This is a genomic window from Marivita cryptomonadis, assembly GCF_002115725.1.
Lineage (GTDB): Bacteria > Pseudomonadota > Alphaproteobacteria > Rhodobacterales > Rhodobacteraceae > Marivita > Marivita cryptomonadis.
Window position 1 is genome coordinate 1 of sequence record NZ_JFKD01000017.1, and the last position, 25155, is coordinate 25155.

General features: G+C 60.9%; 25 protein-coding genes. 17 read left to right on the plus strand and 8 right to left on the minus strand.

Translation table 11 applies throughout. The annotated features are described in order from the left end of the window. Positions 1–539: heme-dependent oxidative N-demethylase subunit alpha family protein (locus MCRY_RS17085; RefSeq protein WP_176234521.1), on the minus strand; the 539-nt coding region annotated here is incomplete at its 3' end. Positions 540–734: 195 nt separating this feature from the next. Between MCRY_RS17085 and dddP the strand changes: the two genes are divergently transcribed. Beyond that, complete coding sequence (dddP, locus tag MCRY_RS17090) at positions 735–2081, plus strand: dimethylsulfonioproprionate lyase DddP (RefSeq protein WP_085632103.1); 1347 nt, start codon at positions 735–737, stop codon at positions 2079–2081. On the opposite strand, the gene MCRY_RS17095 is transcribed toward dddP, so the two are convergent. Further along, positions 2078–2929, minus strand: coding sequence for an endonuclease/exonuclease/phosphatase family protein (locus MCRY_RS17095; RefSeq protein WP_171046093.1), 852 nt, complete (start codon positions 2927–2929; stop codon positions 2078–2080). The genes dddP and MCRY_RS17095 overlap by 4 nt on opposite strands. 129 nt (positions 2930–3058) lie before the next feature. Between MCRY_RS17095 and MCRY_RS17100 the strand changes: the two genes are divergently transcribed. The 3 genes from MCRY_RS17100 to MCRY_RS17110 all read left to right on the plus strand — a co-directional run bounded on the left by MCRY_RS17100 (position 3059) and on the right by MCRY_RS17110 (position 5738). Further along, entirely contained in the window at positions 3059–4267 is a 1209-nt protein-coding gene (locus MCRY_RS17100) for a bifunctional alpha/beta hydrolase/OsmC family protein (protein WP_085632107.1), read from the plus strand. Between the two features lie 146 nt (positions 4268–4413). Further along, a complete protein-coding gene (bmt, locus tag MCRY_RS17105; protein WP_085632108.1) occupies positions 4414–5430 on the plus strand; it encodes a betaine--homocysteine S-methyltransferase in 1017 nt (338 codons plus the stop codon). A gap of 50 nt (positions 5431–5480) precedes the next feature. Then, positions 5481–5738: an N-(5'-phosphoribosyl)anthranilate isomerase gene (locus MCRY_RS17110; RefSeq protein ID WP_085632110.1), complete on the plus strand. Its 258-nt coding sequence runs from the start codon at positions 5481–5483 to the stop codon at positions 5736–5738. A 127-nt stretch (positions 5739–5865) separates the two neighbouring features. Here MCRY_RS17110 and MCRY_RS17115 read toward each other — a convergent pair whose 3' ends face one another. Beyond that, positions 5866–6951, minus strand: coding sequence for a PA0069 family radical SAM protein (locus MCRY_RS17115; RefSeq protein WP_085632270.1), 1086 nt, complete (start codon positions 6949–6951; stop codon positions 5866–5868). 183 nt (positions 6952–7134) lie between these two features. On the opposite strand from MCRY_RS17115, the gene MCRY_RS17120 reads away from it, so the two are divergent. The 3 genes from MCRY_RS17120 to MCRY_RS17130 all read left to right on the plus strand — a co-directional run bounded on the left by MCRY_RS17120 (position 7135) and on the right by MCRY_RS17130 (position 8730). Further along, positions 7135–7836, plus strand: coding sequence for a corrinoid protein (locus MCRY_RS17120; RefSeq protein ID WP_085632112.1), 702 nt, complete (start codon positions 7135–7137; stop codon positions 7834–7836). 95 nt (positions 7837–7931) lie between these two features. Next, positions 7932–8105, plus strand: coding sequence for a hypothetical protein (locus MCRY_RS22980; RefSeq protein WP_171046092.1), 174 nt, complete (start codon positions 7932–7934; stop codon positions 8103–8105). Further along, positions 8089–8730 carry a DUF1638 domain-containing protein gene (locus MCRY_RS17130; RefSeq protein WP_085632116.1) on the plus strand — a complete coding sequence of 214 codons (642 nt, stop codon included), beginning with the start codon at positions 8089–8091 and terminating at the stop codon, positions 8728–8730. The genes MCRY_RS22980 and MCRY_RS17130 overlap by 17 nt, the downstream gene beginning before the upstream one ends. A gap of 60 nt (positions 8731–8790) precedes the next feature. On the opposite strand, the gene MCRY_RS17135 is transcribed toward MCRY_RS17130, so the two are convergent. After that, positions 8791–10533 carry a divergent polysaccharide deacetylase family protein gene (locus MCRY_RS17135; protein WP_085632118.1) on the minus strand — a complete coding sequence of 581 codons (1743 nt, stop codon included), beginning with the start codon at positions 10531–10533 and terminating at the stop codon, positions 8791–8793. 152 nt (positions 10534–10685) lie between these two features. On the opposite strand from MCRY_RS17135, the gene MCRY_RS17140 reads away from it, so the two are divergent. The 7 genes from MCRY_RS17140 to lexA all read left to right on the plus strand — a co-directional run bounded on the left by MCRY_RS17140 (position 10686) and on the right by lexA (position 16276). Next, positions 10686–11267, plus strand: coding sequence for an anthranilate synthase component II (locus MCRY_RS17140; protein ID WP_085632120.1), 582 nt, complete (start codon positions 10686–10688; stop codon positions 11265–11267). Further along, on the plus strand, positions 11264–12280 hold the full coding sequence (gene trpD / locus MCRY_RS17145; protein ID WP_085632122.1) for an anthranilate phosphoribosyltransferase: 1017 nt from the start codon (positions 11264–11266) through the stop codon (positions 12278–12280). Before MCRY_RS17140 ends, trpD begins: the two co-directional genes overlap by 4 nt. A gap of 124 nt (positions 12281–12404) precedes the next feature. Beyond that, positions 12405–13052: a uracil-DNA glycosylase gene (locus MCRY_RS17150; protein WP_085632124.1), complete on the plus strand. Its 648-nt coding sequence runs from the start codon at positions 12405–12407 to the stop codon at positions 13050–13052. Further along, positions 13049–13852, plus strand: coding sequence for an indole-3-glycerol phosphate synthase TrpC (trpC, locus tag MCRY_RS17155; RefSeq protein ID WP_085632126.1), 804 nt, complete (start codon positions 13049–13051; stop codon positions 13850–13852). The genes MCRY_RS17150 and trpC overlap by 4 nt, the downstream gene beginning before the upstream one ends. Further along, positions 13849–14325 (plus strand): cyclic pyranopterin monophosphate synthase MoaC, encoded by a 477-nt coding sequence (gene moaC / locus MCRY_RS17160; protein WP_085632128.1) that lies wholly within the window; start codon positions 13849–13851, stop codon positions 14323–14325. The genes trpC and moaC overlap by 4 nt, the downstream gene beginning before the upstream one ends. Continuing rightward, entirely contained in the window at positions 14322–15491 is a 1170-nt protein-coding gene (locus MCRY_RS17165; RefSeq protein ID WP_085632130.1) for a molybdopterin molybdotransferase MoeA, read from the plus strand. The genes moaC and MCRY_RS17165 overlap by 4 nt, the downstream gene beginning before the upstream one ends. 86 nt (positions 15492–15577) lie before the next feature. Beyond that, entirely contained in the window at positions 15578–16276 is a 699-nt protein-coding gene (gene lexA, locus MCRY_RS17170; RefSeq protein ID WP_085632132.1) for a transcriptional repressor LexA, read from the plus strand. On the opposite strand, the gene MCRY_RS17175 is transcribed toward lexA, so the two are convergent. Next, on the minus strand, positions 16270–18300 hold the full coding sequence (locus tag MCRY_RS17175) for a ComEC/Rec2 family competence protein (RefSeq protein ID WP_085632134.1): 2031 nt from the start codon (positions 18298–18300) through the stop codon (positions 16270–16272). The genes lexA and MCRY_RS17175 overlap by 7 nt on opposite strands. 78 nt (positions 18301–18378) lie before the next feature. Between MCRY_RS17175 and gltX the strand changes: the two genes are divergently transcribed. The 3 genes from gltX to MCRY_RS17190 all read left to right on the plus strand — a co-directional run bounded on the left by gltX (position 18379) and on the right by MCRY_RS17190 (position 21719). After that, positions 18379–19791 carry a glutamate--tRNA ligase gene (gene gltX, locus MCRY_RS17180; protein ID WP_085632136.1) on the plus strand — a complete coding sequence of 471 codons (1413 nt, stop codon included), beginning with the start codon at positions 18379–18381 and terminating at the stop codon, positions 19789–19791. Between the two features lie 84 nt (positions 19792–19875). Next, complete coding sequence (gene gltA, locus MCRY_RS17185) at positions 19876–21171, plus strand: citrate synthase (protein ID WP_085632137.1); 1296 nt, start codon at positions 19876–19878, stop codon at positions 21169–21171. A 38-nt stretch (positions 21172–21209) separates the two neighbouring features. Further along, positions 21210–21719 carry a GNAT family N-acetyltransferase gene (locus MCRY_RS17190; protein ID WP_085632139.1) on the plus strand — a complete coding sequence of 170 codons (510 nt, stop codon included), beginning with the start codon at positions 21210–21212 and terminating at the stop codon, positions 21717–21719. A gap of 35 nt (positions 21720–21754) precedes the next feature. Here MCRY_RS17190 and MCRY_RS17195 read toward each other — a convergent pair whose 3' ends face one another. The 3 genes from MCRY_RS17195 to MCRY_RS17205 all read right to left on the minus strand — a co-directional run bounded on the left by MCRY_RS17195 (position 21755) and on the right by MCRY_RS17205 (position 25060). Beyond that, positions 21755–22531, minus strand: coding sequence for an enoyl-CoA hydratase-related protein (locus tag MCRY_RS17195; RefSeq protein WP_085632141.1), 777 nt, complete (start codon positions 22529–22531; stop codon positions 21755–21757). Positions 22532–22604: 73 nt separating this feature from the next. Then, positions 22605–23096, minus strand: coding sequence for a cytochrome c-type biogenesis protein (locus MCRY_RS17200; protein ID WP_171046091.1), 492 nt, complete (start codon positions 23094–23096; stop codon positions 22605–22607). Next, on the minus strand, positions 23093–25060 hold the full coding sequence (locus tag MCRY_RS17205) for a heme lyase CcmF/NrfE family subunit (RefSeq protein WP_085632143.1): 1968 nt from the start codon (positions 25058–25060) through the stop codon (positions 23093–23095). The genes MCRY_RS17200 and MCRY_RS17205 overlap by 4 nt, the downstream gene beginning before the upstream one ends. Positions 25061–25155: the final 95 nt, after the last annotated feature.

A 25155-nucleotide genomic window follows, 5' to 3' on the forward strand; every position in this document is an offset into this window, starting at 1 on the left:
GGGAGGCTCGGGTCGTCGTACCAAAGCGCGTTGAACCGCCAAATCGGCATCCCGGGCCGCACCCCGTCAAACAGGCGCTGAACCCTGCGGGCGATATCGTCAGTATAGGTTTTGACCGGGATGTGGATATGGGTCAGCGGATGACCGATCTTTTCGCGCAAACGCCAACTTGCCGGAAAACACAGCACCGCGCCCGTCAGCACGTGTTCGTCGCCGCGCTTTTCCATCAGGCAGATGTCGTTCTGCACGATCTGGCCAAGGGTGCCGAACGGATCTGATATATCGATCTGCACAGCCCGTCCATCAGGGCATTTAACCTGATCGCCTTTCCGCGCGAAGCCGGGTGGCAGATGGTCCAACACCGCATCCATCATCTTGGACAGGTTCGCCGGATCGGCTTCGGCGGTGGCGATCACATCATCCCGCCGCGACGCCATCAGGTGCAACCGTTCCGCCATTTGCGGGGCGTATGCCTCGTCCACCAAAAACCAAGGATCGTCCCCCAAGGGCGCGATTCCCGGCAGCGGCCGGGGTCTCATTACATCATAGGGCAAGGTGCGTTGCAGGATCATGCCGCAGGACTAGCCCAGCCTCAGGAGAGAGAAAAGACACGGCGTTCGACCGAGCGCATGTGCAGCAAGATCAAAAGCGTCATGCCCGCCGCCGAACAAGGTCGCAAATCGGCGCGTTTGTGAGGCGCGTCCTGTTCAGCATCATGCGAAGGAGGCGCTGCCATGAACACCCTTTTCCGCGACACACGTAAGATCGACCCGACCCGTGGTGCCACCACGGGCGACAACACGCCCAACGACCAGAACCGCGTCGAGATCGGCCCGACGCAGCTTGCTTATGGCGAATGGGCAGCAGCGGGCTTGGACCTGCCCGACCTGCAGGAGATGCGCCGCTACCGCTGGGCGCGGCTGACGCAGCATATCGTCGAACGGGATTATGCGGGTCTGTTGATGTTTGACCCACTGAACATCCGCTACGCGACGGACAGCACCAACATGCAGCTTTGGAACACCCACAACCCGTTCCGCGCCGTGTTGCTGTGTGCGGATGGGTACATGGTGATCTGGGATTACAAGAACTCGCCCTTCCTATCGGCGTTCAACCCCTTGGTGCGCGAAGCCCGGTCGGGGGCGGATCTGTTCTACTTCGACCGGGGCGACAAGGTCGATGTGGCGGCGGACGTGTTCGCCAACGATGTCCGCACGCTGCTGGCCGAACACGCGCCGGGCAACACACGCTTGGCGGTGGACAAGATCATGCTGCACGGCCTGCGCGCGCTTGAGGCGCAAGGGTTCGAGATCATGGAGGGTGAAGAGGTCACCGAGAAGTCTCGCGCTATCAAAGGCCCCGACGAGATCAAGGCGATGCGCTGTTCGGTACATGCCTGCGAGGTTGCCATGGCCGAGATGGAACGCTTTGCCCGCACCCATGTGCCGGGTGGCGGCGTGTCCGAGGACGACATCTGGGCGGTGCTGCACGCCGAGAACATCCGCCGCGGTGGTGAATGGATCGAAACCCGGCTTCTGACTTCTGGCCCGCGCACCAATCCGTGGTTTCAGGAATGCGGCGGACGGATCGTGCAGAACAACGAGATTGTCGCTTTCGACACCGACCTCATTGGCAGCTATGGCATCTGCACAGATATGAGCCGCACTTGGTGGATTGGCGACCGTGCACCACGCCAAGACATGATCGACGCGATGCAGCATTCCTACGAACACATCATGACCAATATGGAGATGCTCAAACCCGGCGTGACGATACCCGAACTGACCGCGCGCACCCATGTGCTGCACGAGAAATACCAAGCCCAGAAATACGGCTGCCTGATGCATGGCGTGGGCCTTTGTGACGAATGGCCCTTGGTGTCTTATCCCGATCACGCGGTTCCCGGCGCTTTCGACTACCCGCTTGAGCCGGGCATGACGCTCTGTGTCGAAGTGTTGGTGGGCGAGGTTGGGGGCGATTTTTCGATCAAGCTTGAGGATCAGGTGCTGATTACTGAGACTGGCTATGAGAACCTGTCGAAATACCCGTTTGATCCAGCGTTGATGGGAGTGACGTTTTAAGGATCGAACACGAAGACCTTGGCCAAGACCCCACTATGATCCGATCCCAGCAAGGGTCGTGCCACCGCCTGCCCTCCACCCGGCGCATAGACATGGTCGATGGGTAAAGGTGCACCCATCTTGGTCAGGGTCGAAAACAACGGCCCGGCCCGCGTGCCGCCAATGCTGCGTTCGATAGACCGAAGGGCATAAGACCACGGCACCATGTTGAAATCGCCTGCGATCACAACCGGTTCCTCAAGGTCGCCAAGCATCGGAAGGATGGTGTTGAGCTGGTCTGCCTGCCCATGCGGCCAGGGCCAGAACGCATGCAAGCTGAAGGCCCAGAACGGTCCATCGGGCGACATCACCTGAATACCGACCAGACCCTGCCCCTCAAGGCAAATCTCGCCCTCAACCGGCCAGCGCGACAGGATTGCGACCCGTGCCCATTCGACCAGCGCACAACTGGCCTGATGGGGGTACTCGGCCCGCAGGTCGCGCACCAGCGGCGCATTGCGCGAGGTCAGTTCCTGCAACGTCACGATGTCGGGGCGCGTGGCGCGGATGTCGGCGGCAAGGGCTGCGACTTGGTCGTTCTGGAACAGCAGGTTCTTCTGGTAGATCGTGATCGGTCCTTCAGGATGTGACACGTATTTCTGCGCCACGATCTGCCCCATCGCCGCAAGGCACATAACAGCGATGCTCCACCTGATCCACGCAGGCCACGGCGACCAGATCACCCAAAGCGCAAACACCACGGCGATAGGAACACGGAACACAGCCAAACTATCGCCCAGCGGGTGCAGAGCGCCAGCGAACCCGCCAACAAAGGCTGCGCACAGCAAGGCTGCAACAATGCTCACCATCCCTTGTCCGGCTCTCACCATCCTGTGACGCTCCCGACACAATGCTTGCGCATGGGGGACACACCCCACACTCTTGGTTCATACGAAATGCCAAAGGGCTGCCCTGCCCCGGCCCCAAGGACCAAAACCATGACCACCGAACGCATCACATTTCCCGGCCATTCCGGAGACACCCTGTCGGCGCGGCTTGACCTGCCTGATGGGCCGCATCTGGCCACCGCCCTTTTTGCGCATTGCTTCACCTGTTCCAAGGACATTCCGGCCGCCCGGCGGATCGCCGCGCGTCTGGCGTCAATGGGGATCGCGGTGCTGCGGTTCGACTTTACGGGGCTTGGCCACTCCAAGGGCGAATTCGCCAACACGACCTTTACGTCGAATGTCGGCGATCTGCATGCGGCCGCGGCATATCTGGCCGGGCGCGGCATGGCGCCGACGTTGATGATCGGTCATTCGCTGGGCGGGGCTGCGGCCTTGCGCGCCGCAGGCGACATGGCGGGCATCAAGGCAGTCGTTACCATCGGCGCACCCTATGATCCCGAGCATGTCACGCATAACTTCTCGGATGCGCTTGAGGATATCTCGACCGTGGGCAGGGCGACAGTTGATCTGGGCGGACGCCCGTTCACTATCGGCAAAGGCTTTGTCGAAGACGTGAAGGCGCAGATGCTTGGACCGGTGATCAAGGAACTGAAGGCCGCGCTTTTGGTGATGCACGCGCCGCGCGACAGCGTGGTCGGGATCGAAAACGCCACCAACATCTTTGCCGCTGCGCGCCACCCGAAAAGCTTTGTCACATTGGACGATGCCGACCACCTGATCACGCAGGCGCGAGATGCAGAATACGCAGCGGATGTGATCGCAGCATGGGCGGGACGGTACTTGCACCTTACCCCACCTGCCCCCCCAATCGGCGCACCCGAAGGAATCGTGCGCGTCTCAGAGGCCGATCCAACGGGGTTCTTGCAGGACGTTCAGGCAGGACCCCATCATCTGCTGGCGGATGAACCGCTGGCCTATGGCGGCACCAATCGGGGGCTGTCACCTTACGGATTGCTCGCTGCTGGTCTGGGAGCTTGCACATCCATGACGCTGCGCATGTATGCCCGGCGCAAGGGCTGGCCGCTGAAAACCGTATCCGTGGATGTGAGCCACGACAAGGTGCATGCGCAAGACGCCCTGACGCCGACAAATGCAAATATCGACCTTTTCCGACGCAGGATCACTGTGACGGGCGATCTGAGTTCGGACCAGCGTCAGAAGCTATTGGAAATTGCGGATAAATGTCCGGTTCACAAAACCTTGGAAGCCTCCAGCCGAGTCGAAACCGAACTGGTCTGAGCGCGCTGAAACGCGTCGACGCGTTTCTTGCGATCCGTCGACGGATCGCATTGCGCCCTGTTCATAATGGTCTTGAGAATTATGAATTTGTCTCAAGACGCCAAGTGTGACAGGCAGGGTCAAACTTTCTGACCGACAGGCCTGTCATGACAAATCCGCTGCACGATCTTCTGTCCACCCGCGACTGGCTTCTGGCCGATGGCGCGACCGGGACCAATCTGTTTAACATGGGTCTGGAAAGCGGCGATCCACCCGAGTTCTGGAACGAGACCAAGCCCGACAACATTCGCGCGCTTTATCGCGGCGCAGTCGACGCAGGCAGCGACCTGTTCCTGACCAACACCTTTGGCGGCAACGCCTCGCGTCTCAAGCTGCACAATGCCGGCCACCGCGCCCGCGAGCTGTCGCGCATCGGGGCCGAGCTGGCCCGCGAGGTGGCAGACAGCGCCGGTCGTCAAGTGATTGTCGCCGGCTCGGTCGGGCCGACTGGCGAAATCATGGAACCCGTAGGCACGCTCTCCCATGCCAGCGCGGTTGAGATGTTCCACGAACAGGCTGAGGGGCTCAAGGAAGGCGGCGCCGACGTGATGTGGGTCGAGACCATCAGCGCCCCCGAAGAATTCCGCGCCGCCGCCGAGGCGTTTGCGTTGGCGGATGTTCCATGGTGCGGCACGATGAGTTTCGACACCGCCGGGCGCACGATGATGGGCATGACCTCGGAAGGCATGGCCGAGATGATCACGTTTCTGCCAAATCCACCGCTGGCCTTTGGTGCCAATTGCGGCACCGGCGCGTCGGATCTTCTCCGAACGGTACTGGGCTTTACCGCGACCGGAACCGAACGGGCGATCATCGCCAAGGGTAATGCGGGCATTCCGAAATATGTCGACGGTCACATCCATTATGACGGCACACCGGAGTTGATGGCGCGGTACGCGCTCCTTGCCCGGAATGCCGGGGCCAAGATCATCGGAGGATGCTGCGGCACCATGCCCGAACACCTGCGCGCCATGCGCGAAGCCTTGGAGAGCACCCCCAAGGGCGACGCGCCAACGCTGGACCAGATCGTGGCCGAGATCGGCCCGTTCAGTTCGGACAGCGACGGCACCGGCGACCAGAGCGGTGCACCCAAGCGCGAACGGCGTGGACGCCGTCGCGCCTGATCCGCTTGTCCTTTACGCCATGTTAACCACCAGTCGGACAGATAGGGGGTATGCGTGATATCTTTGCCCCACCCCCGTCCCGTCGCCCTCCTCCGGCCCTGTCGCCGGATCAGTGGATTGCCCATGTTTTTTCCGCGCAGGCCGCTGCCAAGGGCGGTGTCGTGCGCCGACAAGCGCGTGATATCGAACGCATTCTGGGCTGGGAGCGGTTCCGTTACGAGTTGCAGCGCCGCGGCTTTCGCGCTGTGGTCAATGGTGGACAGGTCGTTATCTTCTGCAACACCGAACCTGTGCACGTCTTCGAATAAGGCGGCCACGTCTTTTCGAAAAGACGAGACAAAGCCTTCGAAGGCTTTGCTGTGCAGCATTCGTAGTGCATGGGGGCAAGTCCTTCGAAGGACTTGGACAAACCCTTCGAAGGGTTTGCGATCCGCTTCAGAACAGGTTCAGCTGATCCCCGGCGCGGAAGGGCGGCTGAAAGATGGTGCGATCCAGGTCAGGCATGTCGCCATCCAGCCCAAGTCTTTTGCGCGCTTTGGTAAACCGCTGCGCGATCAGGGCGGCATACGCCCCTTCGCCGCGCACCCGTTTGAAGAACTGCGCGTCGTAGACCTTGCCACCATGCATCTCTCGGAGTTTGGACATCACGCGGGATTTCCGGTCGGGATAATGCGCATCCATCCAAGCCTCCCAAAGCGGCGCCACCTCCAGAGGCAAGCGCAGCATCGCCCATGTCGCGGCAGTTGCACCCGCGTCGCGCGCGGCTGTCAAGATCGGTTCGATCTCGGAATCGGTCAGGCCCGGCACGATTGGCGACAGCATCACCCGCACCGGGATGCCCGCCTCGGACAGGCGGCGGATCGTCGCCAGCCGCCGCACCGGGCTGGGCACACGCGGTTCCATGCGTCGGTTGAGGTCGGCGTCCAGCGTCGTGATCGTGATGCCAACGCGCACCAGATTTTGCGCCGCCATTTCGGACAGAACGTCGATATCCCGTTCGATCAAGGAGCCTTTGGTGGCGATCATCACCGGATGACGAAACGCCAGCAACACCTTCAGACAATCGCGCATGATTCTGCGATCCCGCTCAATCGGTTGGTAAGGGTCAGTGTTCGTTCCGATCGCGATCGGTGCCACGCGGTAGCGGCGGGCGCGCAATTCTTGGTCCAGCACCTCAGCCGCGTCCGGGCGCGCAACAAGCTTGGTCTCGAAATCAAGACCCGGCGACAGTCCGAGCCAAGCGTGGCTGGGACGGGCAAAGCAGTAGATGCATCCATGTTCGCATCCCCTGTAGGGATTGATGGTGCGGTCGAAAAACAGATCCGGCGAGGACACATAGTTGATCAGGCGTCTGGGGCGTTCCTCGGACACCTGCGTACGCACGGCCGGGTCGTCTTCGGGCCTGTCCCATCCATCGCCTTCGTCGACCCTGCGCAACCGCTCGAAGCGGCCGCAATCGCGGCTTTGGGCACCACGCCCGCGTCGCAAATCGGGCGCGACATATCGGTCCGGTTGGGTCATGGCGCAAAAGTAGAACAAAATAAGAACACCCGCAAGACACATGCCCTGACAGACCGCGTTGGCCCGGCCCGCGTCGGTTGCGTTCGCGCGCATGTCGGATTTCACCAAGTGGCAGCGTCGGAAAACGACGATTAGTCGACAAAACAATCACTGGCGGTTCCGCCAGCGTCTGGAGTGACATACATGGCTGACGAAGAAGATATCATCCTCGCGGATCTGAATGACGAGGAGCTGGTCGAACAGATGTTCGACGATCTTTATGATGGTCTGAAGGAAGAGATCGAGGAATCGGTCAACATCCTGCTGGAACGCGGCTGGCAGCCCTACGACATCCTGACCAAGGCGCTGGTCGGCGGTATGACCATCGTCGGCAACGACTTCCGCGACGGTATCCTGTTTGTGCCCGAAGTGCTTTTGGCGGCCAACGCGATGAAGGGCGGCATGTTCATTCTCAAGCCGTTGCTGGCCGAAACCGGTGCGCCGCGCGTCGGCAAGATGGTGATCGGCACCGTCAAGGGCGACATCCACGACATCGGCAAGAACCTTGTCGGCATGATGATGGAAGGCGCTGGCTTTGAAGTGGTCGATCTGGGTATCAACAACGCCGTAGACGCCTATCTCGATGCGATCGAGGCAGAACAGCCCGACATCCTCGGAATGTCCGCCCTGCTGACCACAACCATGCCCTACATGAAAGTGGTCATCGACACGTTGGTCGAGAAAGGCATTCGCGATGATTATATCGTTCTGGTGGGCGGTGCGCCCCTGAACGAGGAATTCGGCAAGGCCATCGGTGCAGACGCCTATTGCCGCGATGCTGCCGTAGCAGTTGAAACCGCAAAAACCTTTGTCGGTCGCAAGCACAATCAGCTTGCCGCTGGGTAAGATCGACGAAATGACACTTTTTTGGGCCTCGCCATGCGGCGGGGCCTTTTCATATGGATCAAACTGTCCCATATTTTCAGGGCAAGGAGATCGACATGCCAGTGACGACATTCGCTTCGATGATCTTGGCCGTGATTGCGGCATCAGGGCTGACGGTTTTGGCCTTCGCCCAGTTCGGCATTCTCAAGGTGTTGCCCGCCCTGATTGCCGTGGCCCTTCTGGCGCGTTGGGGTCTGGCCCATGTGCCCGGTGATGACGAACCCGCCTGACGACCTGACGGTGACGAAGGCGGGACTTGACGCTCGGGGTGCCGGGCGCGTCCTTATTATCGCTTGTGGCGCGTTGGCCCGTGAAATCCTGGACCTGCGTGACGCCAATGGTTGGAGCCATCTGGATCTGACCTGTCTTCCGGCGATTTATCACAACACACCCGACAAGATTGTCCCGGCAATCCGCAACAGCGTTGCAGAGCATCGGGGCTCATACGAGGCGATCTATGTCGCCTATGCCGATTGCGGCACTGGAGGGCTGCTCGAGGCCGCCTGCCGCGATCTGGACGTCGAGATGATCGCCGGGCCCCATTGCTACAGTTTCTTCGAAGGCACCGAGACCTTTGCCGCGCGGGATGAAATCACGGCGTTCTACCTGACCGATTTCCTCGTCCGGCAATTCGATGCGTTTGTCTGGAAACCCCTCGGACTAGACCGCCATCCTGAGTTGCGGGACATGTATTTCGGACATTACGACCGGCTGGTCTATCAGGCCCAGACCAATGATCCGGCGCTGACGGCATTGGCAGAAACCTGTGCCGACCGGCTGGGGTTGCGGTTCGAACGCCGGTTCACAGGGTATGGCGACTTGGCGACTCGTCTGGAGGGTTGGGCCAAGACCTGATCATTGGGCCTGATTTGCGTCGTCGGACTCCCGGGACGCATGGACGCGTCCATCCCGGTCTCAGTTAGATTGCCCGAGCAAAAGCGTCGAGACCGGCACCATGGAGACAATGGAGGCGCGGTCCTGCAGTCCCCACAACACCAGAGCCGAAAGGGTGTCGGGCGTCAGCCGTCCCAGCATGACCACTGCTCCATCCTGCCGTGCGCGGAAAGCAGCCCCGTCCAGAAACCGCCGCTTGGTGCGTGCGTCCTGCCCTTCGCCGTCGAAATCACGCAGGATGCTGAGGGCTGGCACAGCCTCGCGCTGCGCGATTGCCTGCGCAGTATTGAGGCCATTGGGCAGGAACACCAAACCATGGCCACTATCTGCGGCAAAGCTGGTGGCCTGTTCGGTGACGGCGCGGTCGGCTTGCAGCCCTCCGCCCGGTGCCTCGATCAGCGCCACGGCTTCTGGTACGGCGGCGACCGCACCGCCAAGGATCTGCTCTACATCGGTTGGTTGCGCCGCCGCAGGCAGCGCGACAAGCGCCGCCACCTCGTAGCCAAGCGCGCGATAGGCGGCCATGCGGTCGGTTGCTCCGGGCTGCGCTGGGTCGATCGCGAAGGTTACCGGAAAGGGAAACCCTTCGAGCGTGTCCGGCCCAAGCGGACCTGTTCCGTCGTCGATCATTACAATGGACATTTTCGGCAGGCTGGGGTCGCTGTCGACTTGAGCCGCGAAGCGCTGGAGCGGCGGCAGGCCAGAGGTATCGGCACGGGCGGAGGGTGTGTCATCGGGTGCCGCGTCCTGCTCCGCGCCAATCGAGGGCAAGCGGCTAGAATTGCCGGGGCTGCGTTCGGTCAGGGACGCGGCTGGTGTGCCGATGGCAGGGCGCAGCGCCGCTGTGGATGTCTCAGTGTCAACGGGCGCGGTTTCGGGTACGGAAGGCACAAGGCGACGTACGGCAGGTCGCTCGGGCACAGTCCTATCTTCTTTGGCGCTTTCTTCTGTGGCGCTTTCTTCTGCAGAGCTTTCTTCAGCGGCCTCTGTGGTTTCAGATTCGGCGGGCTCTGTCTCGCCGGTGTCGGGCGCGGGTACAAGTGGTGCCTCCACATCCGGCACGGGCGGCACCGGAGATTGGGCAGGCTCTGTGGAAACGCTCAGCCCGGCTTCGTTTTCCGGCACACTCAGGACGGGCGCTTGAACACCACCCGGTGCGCCCTGATCCTCAGCGCCTGACGGAGCGACGGGCGCCGTGCTGGTTTCGGGCAGGGCAAGCGCCGCGATGGTTTCGCCGGTTTCCGGGGCCGGAACGGGGGCCGCTTCGGTTTCTGCGGGCATTGTACTCTGTTCAGCGACCGGTGCGTCGAGGAGCGGCACAGAGGCATCCGGTGTCACGGCGGTCACGTCTTTAGGACGCACGCCCGGTGCAGTCACAGCACTGCCAGACGCGTCCCCGGAGCCATCCGGCTGAGGCGCGGGTTCCACGACAGGATCGGTGGTCTCAACGGCCTCCTCAGTCGGAGCCTCCGGCGCTGTGGCTTCGGGTTCTGAAGTCTCTGCCGCAGTTTCGGGTTGCGGGGCATCTTGCACTGGAAGTGTGGTCTCGGACATAGCGGGTGGTGTCTCTGCCTCGCCTTGCGGCGCGGTCGCGACCTCAGCCGGTTCCCCCTCTGCAACGACAGGCACGTCGGCTTCAACGGGCGCTGCGACGTCCTCGACCGGGGCCACCACACGATCCGGAGCCATAACGGACAACGCCCCCAAGCCACCAATGGACAGCACCGTGCCCCAGATGGCTCCTGACAAAATCCCTCGTGACATGCTCTACGCCCTCGTCTTGCCCCACATGGCTGCCCCCGGCATCTCATCCGTGCCGGTTGACCCACCCGCGCCCTTGACGCGCCTTGGTCTGCCTGCGCATGTATACCGCGATTGGCCCCCACCCCGCCAGCCCCGAGATAGAAGAAAGACCCATGCTGCTGCTCATCGACAATTACGACAGTTTTACATACAATCTTGTGCATTATCTGGGTGAGCTTGGCACAGACGTAAAGGTGGTGCGCAACGATGCGCTCAGCGTGCAGGACGCAATGGGAATGAACCCTGCGGGCATCCTGCTGTCCCCGGGCCCTTGCGACCCCGATCAGGCTGGCATCTGCCTGCCTTTGACGCTGGCCGCTGCCGAAACCCGCACCCCGCTGATGGGTGTCTGCCTTGGACACCAGACCCTAGGACAGGCCTTTGGAGGCACCGTCGTGCGCCATTCCGAGATCGTGCATGGCAAGATGGGTGTGATGCATCACGCCGGAAAAGGTGTTTTCGCGGGACTGCCATCGCCTTTCGAGGCGACACGGTATCATTCGCTTGTGGTCGACAAAGACACCATTCCGGACTGCCTTGAGGTGACGGCATGGCTCGAGGATGGCACGGTGATGGGGCTGAGCCACCGCGAATTGCCGATACACGGGGTGCAGTTCCACCCCGAAAGCATTGCCTCGGAACATGGGCATGCGCTGCTGCAGAATTTTGTGAACGATATGAAGGTGCCCGCATGAGCGACGCGATGAAGCCCCTGATCTACGCCGCCTCCGAAGGCCCTCTCAGCCGGTCGCAAGCGGAACAGGCCTTTGAAATCCTGTTCGACGGCGCAGCAACACCTGCGCAAATCGGCGGGTTCCTGATGGCCCTCCGCGCCCGTGGCGAAGCGGTTTCGGAATACACGGCGGCCGCAGGGGTCATGCGCGCCAAATGCACGGCGGTCAAAGCGCCTGAAGGTGCAATGGACATCGTCGGCACCGGTGGCGACGGGATGGGCACACTCAATATTTCGACCGCAACCGCCTTCGTGGTGGCCGGCGCAGGTGTGCCAGTGGCCAAACACGGCAACCGCAACCTGTCGTCGAAATCAGGCGCGGCGGATGCGCTGACCGAAATGGGCATCAACGTCATGGTCGGCCCAGAGATCGTGGAGCGCGCCCTGACGGAAGCCGGGATTGGGTTCATGATGGCCCCGATGCATCACCCTGCGATGAAACACGTCATGCCAGTACGACAGGAGCTTGGGTCCAAGACGATCTTCAACATTCTCGGCCCGCTGACCAACCCGGCAGGCGTGAAGCGGCAGCTGACCGGCGCGTTCACCATCGACCTGATCTTTCCCATGGCAGAAACGCTCATGGAATTGGGGTCCGAGAAGGCGTGGCTGGTGCATGGCGGCGACGGCACCGACGAGATCTCGATCTCGGCCCCAACGCAGGTGGCGGTGCTGGAGAACGGCAAGATCCGTGGGCGTGAAGTGCATCCGGAGGATGCGGGCCTGCCGGTGCATCCGTTCAGAGACATCCTTGGTGGGACACCGGCAGAGAACGCCCAAGCCCTCCGCGATCTCTTGGATGGCGCAAAGAGCGCTTATCGCGATGCCGTGCTGCTCAATGCAGCGGCGGCGCTTGTTGTCGCGGACAAAGTGGCAGACCTCAAGGCCGGAGCCGAGATGGCGGCCGAGAGCATCGACAGTGGTGCTGCCAAGGCACGGGTCGAAGCTTTGGCCCGCGTCACCCAAGGCGCGTGACCTCCAAGTATGAGGCGACGAACGATGCGTCGACGCATCGTCGATTTTCCGTCGACGGAAAATCCTGGGGCTCTGCTCCAGACCCCGAGGTATTTCGAGCCCAAAGAAACCAAGGCGGTTCGGCATGTTGACTGTGCCGCAGAGATGGCGGGATTTGCCTTTTTTCCGGGAGGTCCTGCCGGATATTCGCAGTGCACTGGCAGCGGACAGCCGTGTTATCCTGCCGCCCGAGCAACAGGTTTTTGCGGCGCTTGACGCATGCACACCTGACGCGGTGCGCGTGGTGATCTTAGGGCAAGACCCCTATCCGACGCCCGGCCATGCGCATGGTCTGGCCTTTTCAGTTGCCCCGGATGTGCACCCCCTCCCCCGATCTTTAAGAAATATCTTCAAGGAGTTGCGCTCGGACATCGGTTGCACGCCCCCCAATGGCGACCTGCGATTCTGGGCCAACCAAGGCGTGTTGCTGTTGAATGATGTGCTAACGGTTCCAGCCGCAGAGGCGCGCGGACATCGACGGTTGGGGTGGCAGAAACTGGTGCCGCAGGTGCTGGAGGCACTGTCCGACCGACCGCGCGCCTTTGTGCTATGGGGCAATGACGCACGGGCGCATGCTCCGCGCCTTGCGGCGCATGGGCATCTGGTTTTGGAAAGCGCCCATCCCTCTCCGCTTTCGGCCCGGCGCGGGTTTTTCGGCTCGCGCCCCTTTTCCACCGTGAACGCGTGGCTTAAAGAACAGGGTCAACAGCCGATCAATTGGACGGACCCATGAGCGCAACCATTCTCGACAAGATCAAAGCCTATAAGCTTGAAGAAGTGGCGGCCGACAAGGGCCGCGTGCCGCTGTCGGCTGTGGAAGAGGCCGCGCGGGCGGCCGATCCAGTCCGACCGTTCGGGGCTGCATTGCGCATGGCACAAAGTACGGGCTACGGGCTGATTGCCGAGGTCAAGAAGGCATCGCCCTCCAAGGGATTGATCCGGGCGGATTTCGAACCGGCCAGTCTGGCGCAAGCGTATGACGAAGGCGGCGCGACCTGCCTGTCGGTGCTGACCGACACTCCCAGTTTTCAGGGTGACAAGTCCTACCTGGTGGCAGCGCGTCAGGCCACGTCGCTGCCAGCGCTGCGCAAGGATTTCATGTACGACACCTATCAGGTGGCCGAGGCACGGAGCCTGCATGCCGATTGCATTCTGATCATCATGGCCAGCGTGTCTGATGCGCAGGCAGCGGAATTGGAAGACGCCGCCTTTGCCTGGGGCATGGATGCCTTGATCGAGGTTCATGACCGTGAGGAGCTGGATCGGGCGCTGGAATTGAAGTCGCCGCTGATCGGTGTAAACAATCGCAATCTCAAGACCTTCGAAACCACTCTTGAGACAACACGTGAACTGTCAAAACATGTGCCAGCCGACAGGATTCTGATCTCTGAATCGGGGCTGTTCACGCCGGCAGACCTTGCCGATATGGCCGCATGTGGCGCGCGCAGTTTCCTGATTGGTGAAAGCCTCATGCGGCAGGCAGATGTTGCGGCAGCCACGCGCACACTGCTGGCTGATCCGGTGGCGGCATGAGCGGTCTTTCGCATTTCGACGCCAAGGGCGATGCGCACATGGTCGATGTGTCCGACAAGGCCGTTACATCGCGGGTTGCCGTGGCCGAGGGCTATATCCGCATGGCGCAGGAGACCTTTGACATTATCACCGAAGGCCGCGCCAAGAAAGGCGATGTGATCGGCGTGGCGCGGTTGGCGGGAATCATGGGAGCGAAGAAGACGCCCGAGTTGATCCCGCTATGTCACCCCCTGCCCATCACCAAGGTCGCGGTGGAGCTGACCCCAGCGCCTGACCTGCCCGGCCTGCGGATTGAAGCGACGGTCAAGACCACCGGGCAGACCGGGGTCGAGATGGAGGCCCTTACCGCTGTGTCGACAGCGGCGCTGACGGTCTATGACATGGCCAAGGCGGTGGATAAGGCGATGGAGATCACCAGCATTCGCGTTGTGTTGAAAGATGGTGGAAAATCAGGGCGGTACGAGGCGTCATGATTTCTGTCGCGGAAGCGCTTGAGCAACTCTTCGCCTTGGCGCGGCCGCTTGGCATCGAAACTGTGCCACTTTTGCAAGCCCATGGACGTGTGTTGGCGCAAGATGTGGCGGCGACGCGGAACCAACCGCCTTTCGACGGATCCGCGATGGATGGCTATGCCGTGACCGAGGTTGCGCCAGGACGACGACTCAAGGTGGTCGGTGAATCCGCGGCCGGGCATGGATTTTACCAAACGGTAAAATCTGGCGAGGCAGTGCGAATTTTCACCGGCGCGCCGGTGCCCGAGGGCGCAAAAGCGGTTGTGATTCAAGAGGATGTCAGCCGCGACGGCGACTGGATCACCATTGGTGATAGCCCCGAGGACAATAACCACATCCGCCCTGCGGGTGGCGATTTCAAGATCGGCGATACGGTGCGCGCGGGGCGCGTGCTGGGCTCCAATGACGTTGCACTGTTGGCGTCGATGAATATCGCTGACGTGCCGGTGACACGGCGGCCGATCGTGGCGCTGATCTCGACCGGCGATGAGTTGGTGATGCCCGGTGAGACCCCCGGTCCCGATCAGATCATCGCGTCGAACACCTTTGGACTGCATGCCCTGATGCGTGATCTGGGCGCAGAGCCACGACTGCTGCCGATTGCACGGGACAACGAAGCCTCTTTGCGGACGGCGTTTGAGCTGGCCAAAGGTGCGGACCTGATCGTGACAATCGGCGGCGCGTCGGTGGGCGACCATGATGTGGTGGCCAATCTGGCACCGCAGCTTGGGTTTGATCAGAGCTTTTACAAAGTCGCCATGCGGCCCGGTAAACCTTTGATGGCTGGTCGTTTTGGCGATGCGATGATGATTGGCTTACCCGGCAATCCGGTATCGGCGATGGTCTGCGGACATGTCTTTGTGGCCCCCGTCGTGCGTTCCATGCTGGGCTTGCCCGCGCAGCCTGCGCCGCGCCGCACGGGTGTGTTGGCGGAAGCGCTGCCCGCCAACGGCCCGCGCGAGCATTATATGCGGGCGCGGTTCGAGAATGGCGGTTTGGTTGCGTTTGGATCGCAAGACAGCTCACTGCTCAGCATCCTTGGGCAAGCCGATGCGCTGATCCTCCGCAGCCCAAAGGATGCGCCACGGGCGGCAGGTGAGACCGTGGAATACCTGCCGCTGCGGTGACTTCTCGCGCTCGTTTACTGATTCTTGACACAAAACAAGAACAACAGTAGAACAAACGGTGAGGATCATGCGAGCGGAGGCAGACAATGCTGACCAAGAAACAACTCGACCTGCTGGAATTCATCAGCAAACGTGTGGCGCGTGACGGCGTGCCGCCAAGCTTTGACGAAATGAAAGAAGCGCTGGACTTGCGCTCCAAATCGGGAATTCACCGCCTGATCACCGCATTGGAGGAACGTGGGTTCATCCGGCGTCTGGCGCACAGGGCGCGCGCGATCGAGATCGTGAAACTGCCTGACACGCTGGCAGCAAAACAGCCGGGGTTCACGCCAAAGGTGATTGATGGCGATCTGCCAGATTTGCCGCCGCCCGCAAATGCGATGGCGGTCGAAAATGTTCATGCATTGGAACTGCCACTGATGGGCCGGATTGCTGCCGGTGTCCCGATCGAGTCGATCAATGACGTGCCGCCTTCGGTCGCGGTTCCTGGCGCGATGCTGTCGGGCAATGGCAAGCACTATGCGCTTGAAGTCAAAGGCGATTCGATGATCGAGGCGGGCATCAATGATGGCGATGTTGTCGTCATCCGCGAGACATCCAGTGCCGATAATGGCGACATCGTCGTGGCACAGGTCGAAGGCTATGAAGCAACGCTCAAGCGCTACAAGCGCAAAGGCGAAAGCATCATCCTCGAAGCTGCTAATCCGGCGTATGAGCCGCGCATCCTGCCTGTGGGCGCGGTCAAGGTGCAGGGGCGACTTGTCGGACTGATCCGCACTTACTGAGCCTGTCGCAGGGTTTCATCGTTCCAAAGGCGCGCGCCCGACCGGTCGCGCGCTTTTTCGATCTGCCATGTGCCGGTATCAGTATAAGTGATGGACAAACTGCCCTGCCCTTTGAGCGCGGCGGCATCGAACACGGCGCAGTTTGCCGCTTTTGGCTTGTCCGGCAAATCTGCGCTGGCAATCACCAAGCTGCCATCCGTACAGCCCCGATAGCTCTCAGCGTTCCGCTTGCCGTGAATATGCTGGATTGGCATGTTCTGAGTATTCCACAGCGCGGCGGCGGCGCGTTGATCCAAGCCTTGCCCGTCGTTTTCGAGCCAGACCTCGGCAATAAAGCCCGACCCTTTGGACCGCGACAGCGCGCGACCCCGGTCTGTCATCACGCCCACCAGCGCACCGCCTTCGGCCACAAGGACTTTTGGGCGTTCTGCGTTGATCCAAAGCGCCACCGCGACGCACAAGGGTACAAGACCAAGCAGACGCGCGCGACCTTGCCATAGCACAACAAATAGCCCTCCAAGCGTAATGAGTGGCAAAACGACAGTTCCCGGCGTCATGACCGGCCGCACCGCGCCGTCCCAGAGCGCCAATGATTGCGCGATATGCAGAATCCACTCAAGACCCAGCCCCATTGGGATCAGTCCGAGCGCCTCCAGCCCAAAGGGCATGAGCAAGATGCCCAGAACCGCCGCCGGAATCACCAGAATTCCCATCAGTGGCACGGTCAGAAGGTTCGCCACCAACCCAAACTGCGCGATCTGGTTGAAATGTGCCATGGCAAAGGGCGCGGTCGCCGCCCCGGCCACAGCCGATGACATGACCACCGACGCAACCCCGCGCAAGATACGGTGACGTGGCAGGTCATGCCGACTGTCGCGGATCGCGCCGAACACGGCGACCAGCGCGGTGGTCGCTGCAAAGGACATCTGAAACCCCGGCCCGATCATTGCTTCCGGACGCAAGGCCAGTACGATCATTGCTGCCAAGGCAACCGCCCGCAATGAGATCGCGCGACGGTCGACCATAATCGCAAGAAGCATGACGGCCACCATCACAAAGGCCCGTTCGGTCGCAACATTCCCCCCGGACAGCGCGAGGTAGACCGCTGCGACCACCAAAGCCCCTGCCGCCGCGATTTTCTTGATTGGCCAGCGCTGACCGATGGGCGTCAGCAGCAATCCAAGACGCAAGACGGCAAAGGCAAAGGCGCTGACCAACCCCATATGCAGGCCGGAGATGGCCAGTAGATGCGCCAGGTTGGTGTCTCGCAAGGCTTGCAGCACGGGTTGGGGAATGGCGCTGCGGTCGCCTGTGATGATTGCAGTTGCAAAGGCGCCTGTTTCGCCGGGCAGTGCTGTCTGCACGCGGGAAGAGATCGCCATGCGGGTTTGGAAGATGAAACGGTCGTGCCCCGCCTCTTCCCATAGCACCAGAGGCACGCGGGTATAGCCGACAGCGCCCAATCGCAGAAACCACGCGTGGCGTCGGAAGTCGAAGCCCCCGGGCTCTACCGCGCCGCCGGGCGGGCCAAGATGGGCGGTGGTGCTGATGGTCTGGCCGGGTTCGGGCGCAATGCCGAGAATCTTGGAGTGCAGCGACAGGCGCACCCGGGTCGGCGTTTCTGCCAGCGGCACATTGGTCAGCCAGACGCGGTCAAGCGTGATGCGCAGCGCGTCCGAGGCAGAGCGGTCGATGTCGACCACCCTGCCCGTTACAGGGCCATAGTAGCGCCAGTCGATCACGGGGCCCGCCACCAGATGCGCCCGCGTTCCGGCAAGCGCCAGCCCCAGCGCCACCATCGCCACGGCGCAGATCACCGGCGCGTATGCCGAAGTGCTGCGCATGTGCCAGACCAGCAGTCCCGCACCCGCCACTGCCAGACTTGCAAGCATCCAGATCGGCGGTTCGACGCGGAGCGCGAAATAAAGGCCGATCCCGGTGCCAAGGCAGACCGGGGCAAAGGGAAACAGCGTGCCGCGCTGCGCCAGAAGCATGTCTGGGATCAGATCCCGGACCCGCGCCATACTTGCCCCCGTGGATGGTGCTGGTTAAGAGAGCTTTAAGCTATCCCCAAGACAGTTATCGAAAGGTAAATGCGCCCAATGTCCGGCCAGATCGTCACCCGTTTCGCCCCGTCCCCCACCGGCTACCTGCATATCGGCGGGGCGCGCACGGCGCTGTTCAACTGGCTTTATGCACGCGGGCGCGGCGGAAAGTTCCTGCTGCGGATTGAAGACACAGACAAGGCGCGATCAACGCCCGAGGCAACAGCAGCGATTCTCAAGGGATTGGATTGGCTGGGGTTGGATCATGACGGCGACGTGGTGAGCCAGGCCGCCGGTGCAGATCGCCACGCCGAAGTCGCGCATGAATTGCTGGCCAAGGGTTCGGCCTATAAGTGTTTCTCGACCCAAAACGAGATCGAGGCCTTCCGCGAGGCGGCAAGGGCCGACGGCAAGTCGACGTTGTTCCAAAGCCCGTGGCGTGATGCAGACCCAAGCACGCACCCTGATGCGCCGTTTGTGATCCGCCTGAAGACACCGTCTGACGGAACAACCGTGATCCGCGATGAAGTGCAAGGCGATGTCACGATCCGCAACGATCAGCTGGATGACATGGTTCTGTTACGCTCGGACGGCACACCGGTTTACATGCTGGCAGTTGTTGTCGATGACCATGATATGGGCGTGACCCATGTGATCCGGGGGGATGACCACCTGAACAACGCGGCGCGTCAGATGGGCATCTACACCGCGATGGGCTGGGACGTGCCGATCTGGGCGCATATTCCGTTGATCCACGGACCGGACGGCAAGAAGCTGTCCAAACGCCACGGCGCATTGGGCGTCGAGGAATATCAGGCGATGGGCTATCCGGCCGCAGGGATGCGCAATTACCTTGCGCGTCTGGGTTGGAGCCACGGCGATGACGAATTCTTTACGGATGATCAGGCAAAAGAGTGGTTCGACCTGAACGGCATCGGAAAATCTCCGGCGCGGTTCGATTTCAAGAAACTCGAGAATCTGAGCGGCCAGCATATTGCTGTCGCAGAGGATGCTGCACTGCTGCATGAATTGGCGGCTTATCTTGAGGCGGCGGGGGAACCTGCCCTAACGGAAGCGCAATCCGATGGTATCTTTCGTGCGATGTATTGCCTCAAGGAGCGGGCACGCACATTCCCGGAACTGATTGAAAAGGCGCACTTTGTTCTTACTTCTCGACCTCTTGAGATCGAAGAGAAAGCTGCGAAGGCACTGGATACGGTATCCCGTGGTATACTGCAATCGTTGACGCCGCACTTGCAAAATGCTAGCTGGACGCGCGACGAGCTTGAAGCCGTCACATCCCGAATTGCAGAAGAGCACGGGACCAAATTCGGCAAGCTGGCGGGTCCGATGCGGGCGGCGCTTGCGGGCCGGGCCGTGACGCCGAGTGTGTTCGATATGATGCTGGTTCTTGGGCGTGACGAAACGATCGCCCGCCTGATAGAAGCAGCTGCCGAAGGGACTGATTGACGCCAGCTCGGCGACGCGGTTTCTAGGCTTGGGATAGCTGGCTCTGGGCGCTTTGCCCGGAGCATTGAGACGAAGGGACCACGTATGTCTGACACCTCTAAAACCGCGACGCTGACCATTGGCGACAGCTCTTACGAGCTGCCGATCTACACCCCCACTGCTGGACCGGATGTGATCGACATTCGCAAGCTCTATAGCCAAGCGGGCGTGTTCACCTACGATCCCGGCTTCACCTCGACCGCTGCATGCGACAGCACGATCACCTTTATCGACGGCGACAAGGGCGAATTGCTGCACCGGGGATACCCGATCGACCAGCTGGCCGAAAAATCGCATTACCTCGAAGTGTGTTTTCTTTTGCTTTACGGATACTTGCCCAAGGCAAGCGAGCTGGAACAATTCGAGCGGACGATCACCCAGCACACGATGATCCACGAGCAGATGCACAACTTCTTCCGTGGGTTCCGTCGCGATGCACATCCAATGGCCACGATGGTGGGGGTGGTTGGCGCCATGTCGGCCTTCTATCACGACAGCACCGACATCAATAATCCGCTCGAACGCGAGATCGCGTCGCACCGCCTGATCGCCAAGATGCCCACCATCGCGGCGATGGCGTACAAGTATTCGATCGGTCAGCCCTTCGTCTATCCGCGAAACGATCTCGATTACGCGGCCAACTTCCTGCACATGTGCTTTGCAGTTCCGGCCGAGCAATATCAGGTCGATCCGATCCTTGCCCGCGCGATGGACCGCATTTTCACCCTGCATGCCGATCACGAACAGAACGCATCCACATCGACCGTGCGTCTGGCGTCCTCGTCCGGGGCCAACCCGTTTGCTTGTATCGCGGCTGGTATCGCCTGCCTCTGGGGTCCGGCACATGGCGGTGCAAACCAAGCGTGCCTTGAGATGCTCAAGGAAATCGGCACGCCCGACCGTATTCCGGAATACATCGCCCGCGCCAAGGACAAGAACGATCCGTTCCGCCTGATGGGCTTTGGTCACCGCGTCTACAAGAACTTCGACCCGCGCGCGACCGTGATGAAGCAATCCGCAGACGAGGTGCTGGAACTGATGGGGGTCGAGAACAACCCGATCCTTGCCACCGCCAAAGAACTGGAACAGGCGGCTCTTGCTGATCCGTATTTTGCCGAGAAAAAGCTGTTCCCGAATGTGGACTTCTATTCGGGCATTATCCTTGAGGCGATGGGTTTCCCAACATCCATGTTCACACCGGTCTTCGCACTGAGCCGGACCGTTGGCTGGATTTCCCAGTGGAAAGAACAGCTTGCTGATCCGCAGATGAAGATCGGCCGTCCGCGCCAGCTTTATCAAGGCGAAACGATGCGCGACTATGTCGATATCGAAAAGCGCTAATTCTTAAGGAAAGGTCGCCTTCGGGCGGCCTTTTTCATATGACCCATTTGCTAACACAACGGCTGGTATTGCGGAAAGCCCGGATCGCAGATCTGGAAGATCTGCACGCGGTCTACAGCGATCCATTGGTGATGCGCTACTGGTCTACGCCACCGCATGACGATATCGCTCTCACCCATCGCAACCTGAAAAGACTGATCGCGTCCTCCGAGCCTGTGGTGACCTATTTCATCATCGAACGTGCCGGCCATGCCATTGGCTGCGCAGGCGTACATATGGGCGACGAGGTGGGGTTCCTGCTGCGGTCAGATCATTGGCAACAAGGACTGATGTCCGAGGCATTGGGGGCGTTGATCCCCTATTTCTTTGATGAGCTGCGCTATACGCAACTGACGGCAGATGCGGACCCGATGAACGCGGCTTCGGTGGCGACGCTTACATCTGCCGGGTTCGTCAAAACCGGCGAGGCAAAGAACACGTTTTGCGTCGATGGGGTCTGGTCTGACAGCGTGTATTTTACGCTAAAGCCAAAGCATCGGGCGGCATAGGCCGAACCTTTTGGTCCGGCCTGCCGGGAGACGGTTTACCGGCCTTCATATTGCGCCGGGCGCTTTTCGAGGAACGCGATCACGCCCTCCTTGAAATCTCGGGTCTGGCCGCACTGGCCCTGCAGCTTGGCTTCCAGAGCAAGTTGCTGTTCCAAGTCGTTGTCAAAGGATGCGCGGATGGATTGCTTGACGCGCTGGTAGGCGGCGGTCGGCCCCTTGGCGAGGTGCAGAGCGCGCGACTTCCAGTGGTCGGGAAACCGCGCATCGGGCACCGCTTCGTAGATCATGCCCCAGTCATCCGCCTGACGCGCAGTGATCTTGTCGGCGAACAGCGCCGCTCCCATCGCTTTGGCCAGTCCCATCTGGCGCGGCAGGTAATAGGTGCCACCCGCGTCCGGGATCAGACCGATCCGGGTAAAGGCTTGTAGGAAAAAGGCGGATTCGGTGGCGATCACCACATCCGCCGCCAGTGCGAGGTTGGCCCCTGCCCCAGCTGCGGCCCCGTTGACGGCGGTGATTGTCGGGACCGGGCAGTCATAGATCGCGCGCAGCATGGGCACGTATTCGTCGCGCAGCGTGCGTTCTAGATCAAGATTGGCCGCATTCGCCCGGTCACCCAGATCCTGCCCCGAGCAAAAGGATTTCCCTGCGCCCGTCAGCACGACCACCCGCGCGGACTTGCCACCTTCAAGCACCGCATCAGTGATTTCGGCCCGCATCTGGGTATTCAGGGCGTTCATCACTTCGGGACGGTTCAAAGTGACCGTGGCAATATTGTCAGTGATGTCAAAGGTGATGGTCTCGTAATTCATGCGCCGGGCACTCCTGCTTCTGCTTGCGGCATCAAATACACAAGCAGCCGGTTTGGCAAAGCCCAACGCGGCGTCACGAATTCTTGAGGATTTCCTTGAGCCGCGCCGCCTCATCATCGGACAACCCGACTTCGGTTGGTGCTGCGGCGGACGCACGGCCCCGAACATAGACCACACCGACCCCAAGGGCTAGCAGGAACAGCGCCGGGCCAGAAAGCCAGAGGATCATGTTCCAGCCATCGGTCCGGGGCTTGAGCAGCACGAATTCGCCATAACGCGCGACAAGGTAGTCAAGCACCTGCTCATCACTATCGCCAACCACCAACCGTTCGCGCACCACGAGACGCAGTTCGCGCGCAAGGTCGGCGTTGGATTCGTCGATGCTTTCGTTTTGGCACACCACACAACGCAGGCCTTTGGACAGCTCACGCGCACGGTTTTCCAGCGCTGGATCATCCAGCACTTCGTCCGGTTGGACAGCGAATGCGGGTGACGCCATAGGCATCGCTACCGCAAGGCACAGGACCACGACCAGAAGCCGCAGCAAGTTCCGCAGACGTGTCATTCCGCCGGAACCCCCTGCGGTGTCGCCTGACGCCGCGCCCCTGCCGCAACGCGGTAGCGACGATCTGTGAGGGACAGGACGCCTCCGAGCGACATGAGCAATGCACCCGCCCAAATCCAGTTGGCAAGCGGTTTCACATAGGTGCGCATCACCCAGCCGCCATTATCCTGCGGATCGCCGATCACCACATAGATGTCCCGCAAAAAGCGGTAGTCGATGGCGGCCTCGGTCGTGGGCATCTGGGCCACGGGATAGTTGCGCTTTTCCGGGTTGAGGAAGGCGATCTGTTCACCATCGCTGCGGACGATCACATCACCCATGGTGGAGAAGTAGTTCGGCCCGCGCACTTGATTCACGGCTGTCAGTTCCAGTTCGAAATCGCCGACCTGGAACGGCTCGCCGATCTGCGCGACGCGAATGTCCTCTTCCTGCCATGCCATCAGCCCTGCGATGCCAACCATTGTGATGCCGAACCCGATATGTGCAGTCGCCTTGCCCCAGTCAGAGCGCGGCAAGCGCAGCAGACGGGACAGGTCACGTGTCTGGCCGGTGCGGTTGATCAGATCAACCACAGCCCCAGAGATCACCCAAGCGGCAAGGAAGACACCAACGGGGCCAAGCAGGCTGGTGCCGGTTTGCATGGTCCAGAAAAGACCAAGAAGCAGGACACTCAGGATAAACCCGGGCACAAGTTGTTTGATCGCACGATCCACCTTAGCCCGCTTCCAGCTGAGCATCGACCCAAGCGGCAAGAGAAGGCCAAGAACCACCATGAACGGGGTGAACGCCATGTTGAAGAACGGCGCGCCAACGCTGAGCTTGGTGTCAAAGAACATCTCGGCCACAACGGGCCACATGGTGCCGACAAAGACAACAAAGCAGCTTACGGCCAGAATCACGTTGTTTGCCACCAACGCGCTTTCACGGCTGGCCACGCCAAACACACCCTTTGCCTCCATTGCGGTGGCGCGGAACGCATAAAGCGTGAGCGCACCACCGGTGAAGAACACCATGATCATTAGAATGAACACGCCGCGTTCGGGGTCATTTGCGAACGCATGAACCGAGGTGAGCAGGCCCGACCGGACAATGAACGTACCGATCAGCGAGAACCCAAAGGCAAGGATCGCAAGCAGAATGGTCCAGCTTTTGAGCGCCTCGCGCTTTTCCACCACGATGGCCGAATGCAGCAGCGCGGCGGCCAGCAGCCATGGCATGAAAGATGCGTTTTCAACCGGATCCCAGAACCAGAAGCCGCCCCAGCCAAGTTCATAGTAAGCCCACCATGACCCAAGCGCGATCCCGATGGTCAGAAAGACCCATGCGGCCAGTGTCCACGGGCGCACCCAACGGCCCCATGCGGCATCGACGCGACCTTCGATCAGGGCAGCGACGGCAAAGCTGAAGCAGATGCTCAGGCCCACATAGCCGAGATAGAGAAACGGTGGGTGAAAGGCCAAGCCCGGGTCCTGAAGCAACGGGTTGAGGTCCTGCCCATCGAAGGGCGGCACAACAAGGCGCAGGAACGGGTTGGATGTGAAGATGATGAAAGCGAAAAACGCAACAGCCACAGCCGATTGCACAGCAAGAACACGGGCGCGCAGGGTTGGCGGCAAACCTTTGCCAAACCATGCCGCCATCGCGCCGAAAAGCGTCAGGATCAGCACCCAGAGAAGCATCGACCCCTCGTGGTTGCCCCAGACACCGCTGATTTTGTAGATCATCGGTTTGGCCGAATGGCTGTTGAGCCAGACAAGCCGCAATGAGAAATCCGAAGTCACGAACGCATAAGTCAGCGCCGCAAAGGCAAAGGCTGTCAGCAGGAATTGCACCGTCGCAGCCGGTTCGGCCACAGCCATCCAGCCCGGCCAACGTTTATGCGCCCCGACCAGCGGAACGATGGATTGCACGATCGCGACAAGAAACGCGAGGATGAGGGCGAAGTGACCGAGTTCTGTAACCATGGGGCAGAGTATAGGCCCCACGGAGTTCACCGCCAATGTGTTTCGCAACTTCGGAGTGTTCACATTGTCGCAAGCGGGTTTCAAGCGTGGAAACC

Coding starts and splice junctions, on each gene's coding strand:
- MCRY_RS17115 (WP_085632270.1), bottom strand. CDS start 6,951: ATGACCCAACCGGACCGATATGTCGCGCCCGATTTGCGACGCGGGCGT.
- MCRY_RS17100 (WP_085632107.1), top strand. CDS start 3,059: ATGACCACCGAACGCATCACATTTCCCGGCCATTCCGGAGACACCCTG.
- MCRY_RS17195 (WP_085632141.1), bottom strand. CDS start 22,531: ATGAATTACGAGACCATCACCTTTGACATCACTGACAATATTGCCACG.
- lexA (WP_085632132.1), top strand. CDS start 15,578: ATGCTGACCAAGAAACAACTCGACCTGCTGGAATTCATCAGCAAACGT.
- MCRY_RS17135 (WP_085632118.1), bottom strand. CDS start 10,533: ATGTCACGAGGGATTTTGTCAGGAGCCATCTGGGGCACGGTGCTGTCC.
- dddP (WP_085632103.1), top strand. CDS start 735: ATGAACACCCTTTTCCGCGACACACGTAAGATCGACCCGACCCGTGGT.
- MCRY_RS22980 (WP_171046092.1), top strand. CDS start 7,932: ATGCCAGTGACGACATTCGCTTCGATGATCTTGGCCGTGATTGCGGCA.
- MCRY_RS17110 (WP_085632110.1), top strand. CDS start 5,481: ATGCGTGATATCTTTGCCCCACCCCCGTCCCGTCGCCCTCCTCCGGCC.
- MCRY_RS17205 (WP_085632143.1), bottom strand. CDS start 25,060: ATGGTTACAGAACTCGGTCACTTCGCCCTCATCCTCGCGTTTCTTGTC.
- MCRY_RS17130 (WP_085632116.1), top strand. CDS start 8,089: ATGACGAACCCGCCTGACGACCTGACGGTGACGAAGGCGGGACTTGAC.
- MCRY_RS17175 (WP_085632134.1), bottom strand. CDS start 18,300: ATGGCGCGGGTCCGGGATCTGATCCCAGACATGCTTCTGGCGCAGCGC.
- MCRY_RS17190 (WP_085632139.1), top strand. CDS start 21,210: ATGACCCATTTGCTAACACAACGGCTGGTATTGCGGAAAGCCCGGATC.
- MCRY_RS17095 (WP_171046093.1), bottom strand. CDS start 2,929: ATGGTGAGCATTGTTGCAGCCTTGCTGTGCGCAGCCTTTGTTGGCGGG.
- MCRY_RS17200 (WP_171046091.1), bottom strand. CDS start 23,096: ATGACACGTCTGCGGAACTTGCTGCGGCTTCTGGTCGTGGTCCTGTGC.
- MCRY_RS17150 (WP_085632124.1), top strand. CDS start 12,405: ATGTTGACTGTGCCGCAGAGATGGCGGGATTTGCCTTTTTTCCGGGAG.
- MCRY_RS17140 (WP_085632120.1), top strand. CDS start 10,686: ATGCTGCTGCTCATCGACAATTACGACAGTTTTACATACAATCTTGTG.
- MCRY_RS17165 (WP_085632130.1), top strand. CDS start 14,322: ATGATTTCTGTCGCGGAAGCGCTTGAGCAACTCTTCGCCTTGGCGCGG.
- MCRY_RS17120 (WP_085632112.1), top strand. CDS start 7,135: ATGGCTGACGAAGAAGATATCATCCTCGCGGATCTGAATGACGAGGAG.
- gltX (WP_085632136.1), top strand. CDS start 18,379: ATGTCCGGCCAGATCGTCACCCGTTTCGCCCCGTCCCCCACCGGCTAC.
- trpC (WP_085632126.1), top strand. CDS start 13,049: ATGAGCGCAACCATTCTCGACAAGATCAAAGCCTATAAGCTTGAAGAA.
- gltA (WP_085632137.1), top strand. CDS start 19,876: ATGTCTGACACCTCTAAAACCGCGACGCTGACCATTGGCGACAGCTCT.
- trpD (WP_085632122.1), top strand. CDS start 11,264: ATGAGCGACGCGATGAAGCCCCTGATCTACGCCGCCTCCGAAGGCCCT.
- bmt (WP_085632108.1), top strand. CDS start 4,414: ATGACAAATCCGCTGCACGATCTTCTGTCCACCCGCGACTGGCTTCTG.
- moaC (WP_085632128.1), top strand. CDS start 13,849: ATGAGCGGTCTTTCGCATTTCGACGCCAAGGGCGATGCGCACATGGTC.